At 69.8% G+C, this 12,223-nt stretch carries 8 protein-coding genes; 2 read left to right on the forward strand and 6 right to left on the reverse strand.

The features are described 5' to 3' along the window. Positions 1–6 precede the first annotated feature (6 nt). Entirely contained in the window at positions 7–369 is a 363-nt protein-coding gene (locus A176_RS04500; RefSeq protein ID WP_002635803.1) for a GFA family protein, read from the forward strand. Positions 370–382: 13 nt separating this feature from the next. On the opposite strand, the gene A176_RS04505 is transcribed toward A176_RS04500, so the two are convergent. The 5 genes from A176_RS04505 to A176_RS04520 all read right to left on the reverse strand — a co-directional run bounded on the left by A176_RS04505 (position 383) and on the right by A176_RS04520 (position 8,177). Then, positions 383–1,627, reverse strand: coding sequence for a serine/threonine protein kinase (locus A176_RS04505; RefSeq protein WP_044889699.1), 1,245 nt, complete (start codon positions 1,625–1,627; stop codon positions 383–385). Positions 1,628–1,708: 81 nt separating this feature from the next. Continuing rightward, complete coding sequence (locus A176_RS04510; RefSeq protein WP_044889698.1) at positions 1,709–4,705, reverse strand: choice-of-anchor D domain-containing protein; 2,997 nt, start codon at positions 4,703–4,705, stop codon at positions 1,709–1,711. Between the two features lie 229 nt (positions 4,706–4,934). Then, a complete protein-coding gene (locus A176_RS04515; protein WP_002635799.1) occupies positions 4,935–5,789 on the reverse strand; it encodes an alpha/beta hydrolase in 855 nt (284 codons plus the stop codon). A 76-nt stretch (positions 5,790–5,865) separates the two neighbouring features. Beyond that, positions 5,866–6,084, reverse strand: coding sequence for a hypothetical protein (locus A176_RS37785; protein ID WP_002635798.1), 219 nt, complete (start codon positions 6,082–6,084; stop codon positions 5,866–5,868). A 173-nt stretch (positions 6,085–6,257) separates the two neighbouring features. Beyond that, a complete protein-coding gene (locus A176_RS04520) occupies positions 6,258–8,177 on the reverse strand; it encodes an AAA domain-containing protein (protein ID WP_002635797.1) in 1,920 nt (639 codons plus the stop codon). Between the two features lie 92 nt (positions 8,178–8,269). On the opposite strand from A176_RS04520, the gene A176_RS04525 reads away from it, so the two are divergent. Next, positions 8,270–9,355 carry a DNA topoisomerase subunit B gene (locus tag A176_RS04525; RefSeq protein WP_002635796.1) on the forward strand — a complete coding sequence of 362 codons (1,086 nt, stop codon included), beginning with the start codon at positions 8,270–8,272 and terminating at the stop codon, positions 9,353–9,355. Between the two features lie 67 nt (positions 9,356–9,422). Here A176_RS04525 and A176_RS04530 read toward each other — a convergent pair whose 3' ends face one another. Continuing rightward, complete coding sequence (locus A176_RS04530; protein ID WP_021781117.1) at positions 9,423–11,735, reverse strand: S8 family serine peptidase; 2,313 nt, start codon at positions 11,733–11,735, stop codon at positions 9,423–9,425. Positions 11,736–12,223 lie beyond the last annotated feature (488 nt).

The raw sequence follows: 12,223 nt of genomic DNA on the forward strand, positions 1-12,223 counted from the left end.
GCGCCCATGTCCGAGACCAAGCGTTACGAGGGTGGTTGCCACTGTGGTCAGGTTCGTTACGACGTGAGCCTGGACCTGTCGCAGCCCCTGGTGTCCTGTAACTGTTCCATCTGCATCAAGACGGGGATGTTGCTGGGCTTCGTGCCGGAGGCGTTGTTCAACCTCCGCTCGGGCGCGGAGCGCATCACCGACTACCAGTTCGGCAAGAAGTCGATCCACCACCTGTTCTGCGCCACGTGCGGCGTGCGCTCGTTCGGCAAGGGGACGACGCCGGACGGCAAGGAGATGCGCGCCATCAACGTCCGCTGCCTGGATGGCATCGAGCTGGACGGGCTGCCGGTGATGAAGGTGGACGGCAAGAGCTTCTAGTCTCGCCGTGGGCCTACTTGCCTCCGTCCCCCTGGCCTCCTGGGCCGCGGGGCGGAGGCCGCTTCACGGGCGCGGCTTCCTGCGACGTCGCCGTGCGCGCGGGCTTCGCGGGCGCGGGCTTCACGCCCGGCGCGGCGGCCGGTGGACGGGCCGCGGCGGGCGGACGCGCCTGCGCGGAGGGAACGGGCGACGCCGCGGGGGAAGAGCCCCCCGGGGTGCGTGCGGGCTTCGCGGCATGGGCGCGGGCCGCCTGCCTCAGGTCGAAGTTGATGACCGTGGGCTCGGTGGCGAAGCGGTCTTCCTCCAGCTCCTCCGCGTACATGTCCCGCATGAAGGCCGCCAGGTGGGCCGGGGTCGCGGGCAGCTTCTCCGAGAGGAGGAACTCCTCCAGCGCGAGCTGCAGCTCGCCCGCCGTGGAGAAGCGCTCGTCACGCTTGCGCGCCAGCGCCTTGAAGACGATGGCGTCCAGCGCCTTGGGAATCTCCGGCACCACCTCCGACGGCGGGACAATCTTGGTCCCCACCACCGCCTTGAGCGTGGCCAGCTCCGTCTCGCGCTTGAACAGGCGCTGCTGCGTCAGCAGCTCGTAGAACACCGTGCCCAGGCCGAACACGTCCGAGCGCGAATCCAGCGGCTCGCCCCGGGCCTGCTCCGGGGACATGTACGCGTGCTTGCCCTTGATGGTGCCGACAATCGTCTGGGAGAGCTTCCCGGACGCCTTGGCCACGCCGAAGTCGATGAGCTTCACGCCGCCGTTGAAGCCCACCAGCACGTTCTGCGGAGACACGTCCCGGTGGATCAGCGCCAGCTTCCGGCCAGACGGGCTGCGCGCGTTGTGGGCCGCGTCCAGGCCCGCGGCGGCGTCCGCGATGATGCGGCACTTGAGCCCCAGGGGAATGGTGATGCCCCGCTGTTGGGCCCGGGCGCCCAGCGGGCCCACGGCCTCGCCATGCACGTACTCCATGGCGATGAAGTACTGCCCGTCCACGTCCCCCAGGTCGTAGATCTGCGCGATGTTGGGGTGGTTGAGGTGCGCGGCGATGCGCCCCTCGTCCAGGAACATGTCGATGAACTCGTCGTCCTCGGACAGGTGGGGCAACAGCCGCTTCACCACCAGCAGCTTCTGGAAGCCCACCGGCCCCTTCTGCCGGGCGAGATAGACGGCGCCCATGCCACCAATGGCGAGTTTCCGAAGCAGCTCGTAGCGGCCGAATGTTTCCACGACACCCGGCACGATACCCGCGCGAGGCGGGGGCACGGAAGTCCGGGGCGCATCATTTCCCCTGACACCTGGACTTCCATGCCTTCCCCGGGGTGGCCCGGACCTCCCGCCCGTGGGTTACGGGGCCGCGCAGACGCTGCGGTAACGGACCTCCACCGCCTGACCCGGCGAGGGGATGGCCCCCGGCTGGAAGACGATGGCGTTCTGCGCCGCGTCGTAGACCCACTGCGTCGCGGGCACCGGCTGGCCCTGGACGCGCACGCCCATCTCCCCCAGGCCCGTGGGGGCCGCGGTGAGGGGGAAGTCCGCCTGGGGCTCACCGGCGCGCTGGATGACCTGCTCCAGCAGCGGCTGGTAGTTCTGGCCGCAGATGTTGGCGACCTGGCCGCCCGTGCCCTGGGCCACGGCGGTGAAGCGCGCGGAGCCGCTGCCAGCGGTGGCGCAGGCGGAGTCGGTGGGCACCAGGCCGTAGAGCTGGCTGCGGTGCGACATGCCCGTGCCCTTCAGCGTCTGGAGGAACTGGATGTAGCTCTCCGGACCAAAGCCGGAGTTGTCGTCCTCGTCGGCCAGCACCACCACCGCCATGCGCGCCGCCGCGCGGACGAAGCCCGCGTTGCCGTCGTTGGGCTGCGGGGTGCGCAGGTCATCCATCTGCTCGGACAGCGGCGCGGACAGCGCCTGGCGCATTGTCTCCAGGCCCTGCACCAGGTTGTGGCACATGCCCACGCCCAGGTTGGCCTGGAGGTCCGCGACGGCGGTGGGGCTGGTGCTGGACACCACGCGGGGCCGGCTGCCGTCCACTGGGAAGAGGCGCCCGGCCTCGCCGCCGTTGGCGCCGCCGCCGCACTGCGGACCCCGGGCGACCAGGCCCGTGCTGGTGACACCCACGCGCACGTCCACGCCATTCGTCTGGGCCGTCTGCAGCCACTGCGGAATCGCCGCCTGCAGGCGCTGCTGGTACTGCTGCATGGTGGTGGTGTTGGACACCACGAAGAGGACGTCCAACTGGCTGTCGGTGCCCTGCGTGTAGCGGTCCACCTGGATGCCCTCGTGGTTCGTCTCCGCGATGAGGGGGACGAGGAAGGGCACCGGCTCATTGGGCGTGCGCAGGTACAGCGGGCTGAAGTGCTGGCCGTGGACGTTGCGCGCGTAGCCGACCTCCAGCTCGAAGCCCTCGCCCGGCGCCAGGGTGACGGGCGCCGTCATGGGCGTCACCAGGGAGAACTGGTTGCTGGTGCCGTTGCCAATGTCCGCGCCCGTCACGGTGATGGGGCTGCTGCACCGGTTGGCCACGTACGTCTTCCGGGGCGTCGCGGCGCAGTCGTAGCGGATGGGGCCGAAGTCCACGAAGGACGGCGTCGCCACCAGGCAGCTCGCGCGGGACACGCCTCGGAGGGGCAGCCGCACCGTGGGCGCGGCCGGGTTGCTCACCGTGAGCTCCAGCTCGCCGGTGAAGTCACCCGCCGCCTGGGGCCGGAAGGCCACCATGGCGCTGAAGCCCGTGTCGTACTCCACGACGCCGCCGGTGAGCCGGCCGCCAGGCATGAAGAAGACGCCGCCCCCGTCGTTGCTGATGTGGATGTTCTTCACCGCGCACTCGGCGCTGCCCGGGTTGCGGAACTGGAAGCCCAGCACGGCGCCCCGGCCGGGCGCGACGTTGCCGAAGTCCATCATCGGCTGCGGCACCAGCTCGTAGACGCAGGGCGCGGTGGCGCGCGAGCGGCCGGTGAGGATGATTTCGCGCTCCGGGTTGAACAAGTCATCCGAGCGCACGCGCAGCGACGCCGTCCAGTTCCCCGCCGCGGTCGGCTCGAAGTACACCTTCAACTCCACCGCGTCCGGGTTCGGGGCAATGGGCACACCCGGCGTCACCTCCAGCACGGGCCACGTTCCGCCCGTCCAGGGAATGGCCTGGGTGCCGCGCGTGGGGATGTCCACGCTGAACTGGGGACTGTCACCGCCCGCGGCGACGCCCACGAACTGCAGGTTGCCGTTGGTGCCCGCGTTGGTGATGCGGATGACGCGCTCCACCTTGCCGCCCACCGGCACCTCGCCGAAGTCGAGCGATACCGGCGTCACGGCCATCGTGGGCCGGCCGCCGCGCGCGTCCAGAATCACCTGCGAGTTGCGCGCCTTGTCGGACGTGTAGTGCACCGTGAGGTCGCCCACGTTGGGGCCGGAGAAGCGCGCCGCGAACTCCATCGGCATCTCCACGACCTGGCCGGGCTGCACGGTGGTGCCCTCCGGGCGGGAGAGGGGCGCGAAGGCGTGGTCGCTCGTGACGAGCCGCTCCACGGTGACGGGCCGCCAGGTGATGTTGCGCGCGCGGGTGAACGACTGCGTGCGCTCGTGCACCGGAATCAGGTCGAACGGCACGGGGGCCGGGTCGAACACGAAGGCGGAGGCCACCGAGTTGCCCTTCAGCTCCACGGTGGAGGGCGTGCAGCCCTCACACGAGAGAATCTCCAGGCGCGCGCCCATGGCCCCCAGCGCGCGCGGCAGGTACTTGGTGCTCACCCGGACCGAGGCCATGGGCGGGATGGTGACGGTGTCCGCGGTGAAGGGCTCCGCGTGCGTGCCGCCCACCGACAGCGTCAGCGGCAGGTCCACCGGGTTGGTGACGGTGACTTCCAGGGTCCGCTCGCTCTCCACCTCCAGCGTCTCGTAGTCCAGCAGCGGCGGGTCGATGCCGACTTGCGTGGGCGTGCCCATGCCCATCACCTGCACCTGGGCCTCCGCGCCCTGGTTGGCGTCGGTGGCCACGTGCACCGTCTCCGTGGACAGGCCCTCGGTGAGCGGGTGGAAGCGCACGAGCACCACGTGGGACTCGCCCGGCATCACCCGGTTGCCGCCTTCCCCCAGCTCCACTTCGTAGGAGGGGTTGTTGGCCAGGCCCAACGCCTCGATGGCGGAGAAGGGCACGTAGCCGACATTGCGGATGCGCACCTGCCGCTCCCGCCACTCGCCCACCGGCACGTCGCCGAAGTCGAGGAGGTCCGTGTCCACCACCGCGGTGGCTTGCACGGCACGGGTCTCCGCCCCCTCGTGACATGCCGTCCCGAGGGCAATGAGCAACGCCAGTGTGAGTCCACGCCCTGTCAGCCCCATCCGCATCTCCCGCTCCCCGCCCTTCCCCCACACCCACCGGCCTGGTCCCGATGCGTGATCCACCGGGCGCTCCCTAATCAATTCGCGTACCAACGCAGGGGGCGAGAGGGGGTGCCCCTGATTTCAAGGGGTTGGCGAAAAAGAAGTGTCCACCGGGGGGCAGTGGGGAAGGGCGATACCCTGGAGGGTGAAAGACTTTCCTGTCCTTCGGTCGGAGATGACAGGTAGGTGGTTGTCAGTGGATGGCGCGAATCAGCGCCTCTGCGACCACTGCGGGCTTCTCCATGTGAACGTGATGTCCCCCGGGGATGTGCAGCGGCGGATGGGCGAGGGTCCGGAGTCCCTGCTCGCGGCTGCGCATCAGCGCGTCGTCATGGCGCAGGCCGTGGGTGGCCAGGATGAGGTGCACGGGGCAGGTGATGTGGGCCTGGAGCGCCATCCATTGGGCTTCGTCGTAGCCCATGCCAAAGCGGCGGCGGTGGCGCGGATCGAAGGTGAAGGCCAGCCCGCCGTCGACGGGTTCGGTGCCGTGGCGGGCGAGGTACAGCGCGGCGCCCTGCGTCAGCGTGGGGCTGTTCTCGAGCAGCCGCGCCGCGGCGGCCTCCACGGAGGGGTAGCGCTTGCGGTTGGGCGGGCGGCGGGCGTCGTTCAGCGCGCTGCGCAGGCGGCCCAGGGCGCCCTCGGGGGGGCCACCGGCGGGCCCCAGGCTTTCGATGAGCGTCACGCTCTTCACCCGCTCGGGGCGGGCGGCGGCGTACGCCTGCGCGACGATGCCGCCCAGCGAGTGCCCCACCACGTGCACCGCGTCCAGGCCGAGCCCGTCGAGCGTGGCCTCCACGTCCAACGCGTAGTCGCTGAAGTGATAGGTCGCGCCCGGGCCCACGTGGGCGCTGCGCCCCATGCCCCGGAAGTCCAACAGCACCAGCCGCCAGGTCTCCGGCAGGTGCGCGACGACGGCATCGAAGCTGTGGGAGTGGTCCAACCAGCCGTGCAGGAACAGGACGGCCGGCGCGGATGCCGCGGCGCGCTGGCGCACGTGCAGGGCCAGGCCTTCGGCATCGACGGTGAGGGATTCAAGCGCTGTGGGCACGGGCGCCTCCTGCCCGTGCCTTACCCGGTTCGCGCGTCCGGGAGAATCGTCATCCGCACCCGGGTGGGGCGCGAGGTCAGCGAGGATTCGAGGGTTGCCGCGGCGGGCCACCCGTGTCGGGCCGGGAGAGAATCATCGCGAGCTGCCGCGCCTGGTTCTCCGTGGCGCAGCGGTACTCCTGCTGCTTGCCGTTGTCCTTCTCGATACGGAGAACCCAGACATCGTTTCCTTCGTAACATTGGCCTGCTGGGACATGTGGCGGTTCCTCCTCACGCGCCGGAACAGCATGTTTCATGCCGCACAGGGAAGGCGCCTCAAAGGCTCGATTTTCCGGCGTTGCGCTGCTCGCGCCCCCGCATGGGGTGACAAAAATTGTGCACAGTTGCGACAAATTTGGCCGGAAAGCCTCGCACTTATTGCGTAGTGCCCCAGGGCGGGTCTGCCATCACCCTGTTACAACCCGAGGTGTCAGGCTTCCTGGGCGTCGGGCCACTCCCACGCGGAGCGGTAGCCGCCGTGCTCCTGCGTGCCTTCGACGAAGCGAGCGTAGAAGGCGTGTCCGCTGAGCGTGGCGGAGTCGCCCACGACGAAGAGGTGACGGCGGGCGCGGGTGAGGGCCACGTTCATGCGGCGCAAATCGTTGAGGAAGCCGAGCTGCCCCTCGCCGTTGGAGCGCGTGAGGGAGACGATGATGGCGTCCTTCTCCCGGCCCTGGAATGCGTCGACGGTGTCGACCTCCACGTCGGGGCTGAGCGCCTCGATGCGCTCGCGCAGCCGGTGGGCCTGGGCGCTGTAGGGCGTAATCACCGCCAGCTCCCGGGGCGACAGGCCCGCGGCGAGCAGCGCGCGCACGCGGGCCTCCACCAGCCCGGCCTCGCCAGGGTTGAAGAGGCTTCGCGTGGTGGGCTCGACTTCCTCCTCGAAGCCCTTGCCCGCGGTGTCGAGGAAGAGCACGGGGGGCGCGTCCACGTCCGCGCCAGGCGTGAGGACCTCCGCCAGCGCCCGGTCCGCCACGGAGGGGTGGGCGCGCAGCTCGCCGGCGTACATCTCCCGCGAGGGGAACGCCATGATGCGCGCGTTCATCCGGTACTGCTCGCGCAGCATGCGTTTGACGCCCTCTCCGTGGTCCTTGAGCAGGCGCTCGAAGAGGCTCACGCCCAGGCCCGCCTTCGCGGCCTCCTGTGACAGCACGGTGGGCGGGAGCTGCTGCGGGTCTCCGGCGAGGATGACGCGAGGGGCGCGCAGGAAGCCGAGCAGCGCCAGGGGTTCGGTGGCCTGGGTGGCCTCGTCGAGCAGCGCCAGGTCGAACTTCTCGCCGGAGAGCACGCCGGAGTCGAGGCTGGAGAGCGTGACGCAGATGACGTCCGCGTTGGCCAGCACGGCCTTCACGGCCTTGCGCTCCAGGGCGCGGGCCTCGTCGAGCATGCCCTTGGCCTCGCTGGTGGAGGCGCGGGCGTTGGCGAAGCGCTCGCGGCTGCGGCCCTGGTTGCGCTGGCGTCGCGCGTAGCCCAGCAGGGAGTAGGCCTCGTCGAAGAGCTCTCTCGAGACGACGCGGTCGGGGTGGGACTCCACGACGATGTCCAGGGTGTGCTCCTGGAGGCGCGCGGCCACGCGTGCGGGGTGGCCCACGCGGACGGCGCGCAGGCCCTTGTCCAGGCACAGGTCCAGCAGGTGGTCCACGGCGGCGTTGCTGGCGGCGGTGCACAGCAGGCGTTGGCCGTCCGCCACGGCCTGTGCGGCGATTTCAGCCAGCACCGTGGACTTGCCGGTGCCCGGGGGGCCGTGGACCAGGAAGAAGTCCTCTGAGGCCAGGGCGCGGGCGGTGGCGTCCTGCTGCTCGGGGTTGAGGGGGCGGGTGGGCTCGAACTCACGGGGCTTGTCGAAGCGGGGCGGCTCGTTGCCCAGGAGGACTTCGCGCTTGTGCCGCTCGGCGCCCTTGTCCAGGGCCTTGATGCGCTGGAGCCCGGCGCGCAGGCGGTCATAGGTGACGTCGTTGGGGACGACGTCCAGGCGCAGGAGGCCCTCGTGGACGTAGGGCGGCGGGGAGCGGTCGAAGGCGAGCTGGATGCGCGTGGCGGTGGCGCGGGAGATGAGCGCGCGGGCCGGCTCCTTCACCTCGGCGCGGCGGGGCAGTACCGCCACCAGGTCGCCGTTGTGCAGGCGGGTGGGGAGGGGGCGCCGGTCCACGCGGCCCAGCGTGACGAGGAAGCGGCCGCCCAGGCCGACCTCTTCTTCGATGGACTCGAGGTCCAGGACGGACAGGCCTTGTTCCTCGCGCTCGTGCAGGGTGAGGCTCTGGGCGAGCGCGGCCAGGCGGGCCTTCTCGGCCTCGCGTTCCTGGGCGAGGAGGGAGCCGAGCTGGTCGAAGAACGAGACGTCACGTGCCATGGGCACGTCATGCCACCGCGTCGGAGCCAGGGCCAGTGTGTCCGTGTCCCGTTGTCGTGGGGCGGAAACGGGGCCAGGGATAGAGTTCCGGGATGGAAAAGCTGAAGGACCATGTCGAGTCCATGCGCAAACGTCCCGGGATGTACTGCGGAGATGTTGGCGAGTATGGGCTGCACCACCTCGTCTACTTCCTGTTGGAGGTCGTCTACGAAGAAGGCCGACGCGGCGACTGCCGCGACGCGGTGGTGGAATTGGGCGGGGATGGTTCCGTCGCGCTTTTCTCCACCGGTAGCATCGTCCCCGCGGAGCGCCTGGTCGATGTGGCGCTGGGCGCGGACTTCTTGAACGAGCCGCCGATTGATGCCTGGAGATGGGGCAGCATGCTGCCCGTGTCCCTGGGCTTGTCTTCACGCTACCAGGTGGACGTCTGGGCGCAGGGGCGTCAGTGGCGCTTGCTGGGAGCGCATGGGCGCCCCGTGGGCGCGGTGTCGGAGGTGACGCCACTGGAGCCCATGCCGGTCTCCGCGGCCCAGGGCATCCGCGTCCACTTCGTTCCAGACGCCACCATCTTCGAGGTGCTCGCCTTCGACAGCGCCCGTCTTTCCCGGCGCTGTAACGAGCTGGCTGCGCTCGCGCCTGGGCTGCGCGTGACTTACGTGGACCTTCAGCAGGGCTCGCGCACGCCGTGGCACCTGCCGGGGGGCGTGGCGCAGTGGGCCCACGTCCTCACGGAGGCGCGTGGGCGCCTCCACCCGGAGCCGATTGCCTTCGACTTCGCGTGGGAGGGGCTGCGCATCCAGTGTGCATTGCAGTGGAGCGAGGACGCGGACCTCACGTTGCTGTCGTTCGCCAACACCGTGCGCACCGTGCGGCATGGCGCACACGTGGATGGCCTCATCCTGGCGCTGAGAGGGGCGCTGGCGAAGCTCGCGGGGACGCTCCGGCGAGAGTTCCCCTGGTCGGGCGTGTCTCAGGGGTTGACGGCCATCATCGCGGTGAGCGGCCCCCCGGGGGAAATGAAGTTCGCGGGCCCCACGAAGGAACTGCTGGCCATCGTTGGGTTGGAGGAGTCCGTTCGCAGGCAGCTCAAGCTCCGTCTCGTCGAACAGCTTCGGGGCCACCCCGTGACGCCGAAGCTCCTGGCGCGCCGTCAGGCGGCCTCGCGGTCGCGGCCCTGAAAAGCACCGGGCCGGCGTCCCCGCGAAGGGTGCACCGGCCCGGCACTTCAATCCGTTCAGCGCACGGCTACGGGACGATGCGGCCGCCGCTCACCACCAGGGCGTAGTTGGCGTCCGTCACGCGCGTCGTCAGCACGGTGTCCTGGACGATCTGGTCACCAATCACCTCCACCGTCCACGTGCCGGCGGCGGGGTTGGCGAGGAACACGTTCTCCACCGTGTCCACCGTGTTCGACACGCCACCCGGCGTGGAGACGTTGCTCGCCGTCAGGCCGTTGTTGCCCCAGTAGACGACGCCGGTGGGCGAGGTCACTCGCAGGGACAGGTCGTTGATGCGGGCCTGGGCCGCGCCCACCGTGCCCGCGGGGTCCGTGTACACCATGGTGACGTTCAGCTCCGTCTCACCCCGGGCCACGTTGACGGTGTACGTGTTCGTGGAGAGCGGCAGCAGGACGTCCGTCTCGTTGATGACGCTCGTCACGGCGGCGCGCTCATAGAGCCGCTTGACGTCCGCGGTGCCCCAGCCCTGCCGCGCGCGCGTCAGGTCGCCGTTGGTGCCGCCCGCCGTCCAGTTGTAGCGGTGCGCCATGTTGATCATCAGTGCCTTCGCGGTGGCCATCTTGGGACGGCTGGCGAAGACGTCCGCGCCACCGCCGAAGCCCGCCCAGACGCCCTCGTGCCACATCTGGAACAGCAGGCCGAAGTGCCCCGCCGTCATCGGCGTGGCCGCGCTGGTGCCGCTGAAGTTGGTGTAGGCCGTGTTGGACGAGTTCGACGTGGAGCGGATGGCGTCGTAGTAATACGACAGGTCCGGCTTGAGGCGGCCATCCGCCGCGGGGCCCACGCTGGCGCCGCCGTTCCACCGGTCATCCCCGCGGTTGGCGTTGTTGTAGTGGTACATGCCGCCCACCGACACGATGTTCTTCGCCCAGGCCTGGGGCCGTGAGTTCTGGCTGCCCGCGTTGCTCTGCGACTGGGTGCTGAGGATGGGGTGCTTGAAGAGGTAGTCGTCCACCTCGGCGGAGATGGTGGTGTACGTGGTCCCCAGCGTGCTGCCCACGCTGGAGGTCTGGAACACGGCGCGGTACGGCCCCGCCGGGTCGGTGAGCTCGCGGTTGATGTCGTAGCGCGACTTGGTGCCGCCGAACTGGGTGGACTCGTTGTAGCGGTAGAAGATGCCCTGGCCGGAGGGAATCAGGCCGCGCGAGTCCGCGTCCACGCCGCGGGCGAAGTTGATGCTGTAGCACGCGCTGCCGTGGAAGCTGCCCGTGGCGCTCGTGCTGTGGATGATGGGCGGCGTCGCCCACTCCTGGTGCGTGGTGCGCAGCTCGGTGTCGAAAATCTCGCCGCGGACGCCCTGGCCGGAGAAGCCCTCCACGGTCTCCAGGAACGTGGCGCCGCCCACCTCGCGGACGTTGTTGTTGTCGGTTTCACCCGGCCCACCCCACCGGTCGACGAACTGCACGGCATTGGAGCGCAGCACCCGCTCCAACTGGGCTTGCGTGAGCGTGGCCTCCACGCGCAGTCCACCCTGCTCGATGAGCTCCACCGTGCCCCCGAGCGCGCGGACCAGCGCCGCGACCTCGCCCTGGCGCGCCGGGCCGCGCTCGCCCACCATGATGGAGTAGCGCTGCGACTCCAGCCGGAGCGAGCGCCCCTGGAGCGCCTCGCGCAGCACGCTCTCCGTGCGGTACTCCGGATGGTAGGCGCCCACCCAGCGGACGTAGGGAAGCCCCGCGACGCGCTTGTGCGTGTCGGGCTTCATCTCCACGAGGAAGGTGTGGTCGGTGAGGAAGCGCAGCACCTTGCCGCCCGCGGCCTCGATGGCTTCACGGAACTCCGGCAGCGGCGTGGCGCGGAACTGCACCAGGTGCAGGGTGTTGTCCGCATCCGCGGCGAGCAGGCCCGCGACCAGCGGCTGCGCCCCATTGAGCGGGTCGAAGCGCGCGTGCTCCAGCCGGACCAGGTACTCGGTCGGCTGCACGCGCCCCAGCAGCGCCGAGCCACCCTGGCTGTAGGCGAAATACTCCTGGCGCCTGCCGTCGGCCGTCTCCTCCTGCCACGTGTGGAGCTGGACCGCCGCGCGCGGCACGTCGAGCGTCCGCAGGGCATGGATGGGCTGCTGCGTCCGATGGAAGATGTGTCCGGAGCCGGTGGCGAGCGCGAAGGCACCGCTCGCGGCGCGGTCGATGCCCGTGGCGAGGCGCGCCTTCTTCACCTCCACGTCGGTGAGAACCTTTGCGGGGCCGAGCGCCTCGGTTCCCCGGACGACGCCGGGCCGCGCGTCCGGTGTGTTCACTGCGAGCGCCGTGACCGGCGTGGACAAGCCCCAACCGAGGGCGAGGAGGGACAGCGGGGACAACGAGGACGGCATACGCATGACGGTGTCTCCTGGAAAGGGCACTCCGTGCTGCACGACGCTTGAATCCTCGAAAAGCGAGATTGGTTTGCTAGTCTGTTTAAGCTCGATGTGTCAATGCGGGTGCCAAGTCTGGAGATTTGTTGAGATGTCAGGCGTTGATGGCGCCTGTTCAACATCTCACGCGCGATGGGTGTTTTGGTTTGTGCTGTCATTTTCGAGTGACAGTGTTGCGCGCACGTCAGGCGCGTGCGCGCGGCGGCGTCTGGGGCGGCACCGTCATGGAACTGGTTCTCTTCGTGGGATTGCAGGGCTGTGGTGGACAACACCAATCCCTCACGAGAGGTGCGCGCGCCACCCATTGCGTTGGGTCGCGAGTATCAGTCCCACATCGTGGGGTATTACTTCGCGTCGAAGCTGGAGGACTGCCTGGCTCGCAATGCCTCACGGGTAGGGCGCGCCCGGGTGCCGGAGGTGGCCCTGCGCGCCACCGTGAAGCAGCTTCAGCG

It is taken from the genome of Myxococcus hansupus, from assembly GCF_000280925.3.
GTDB classification, from domain to species: domain Bacteria; phylum Myxococcota; class Myxococcia; order Myxococcales; family Myxococcaceae; genus Myxococcus; species Myxococcus hansupus.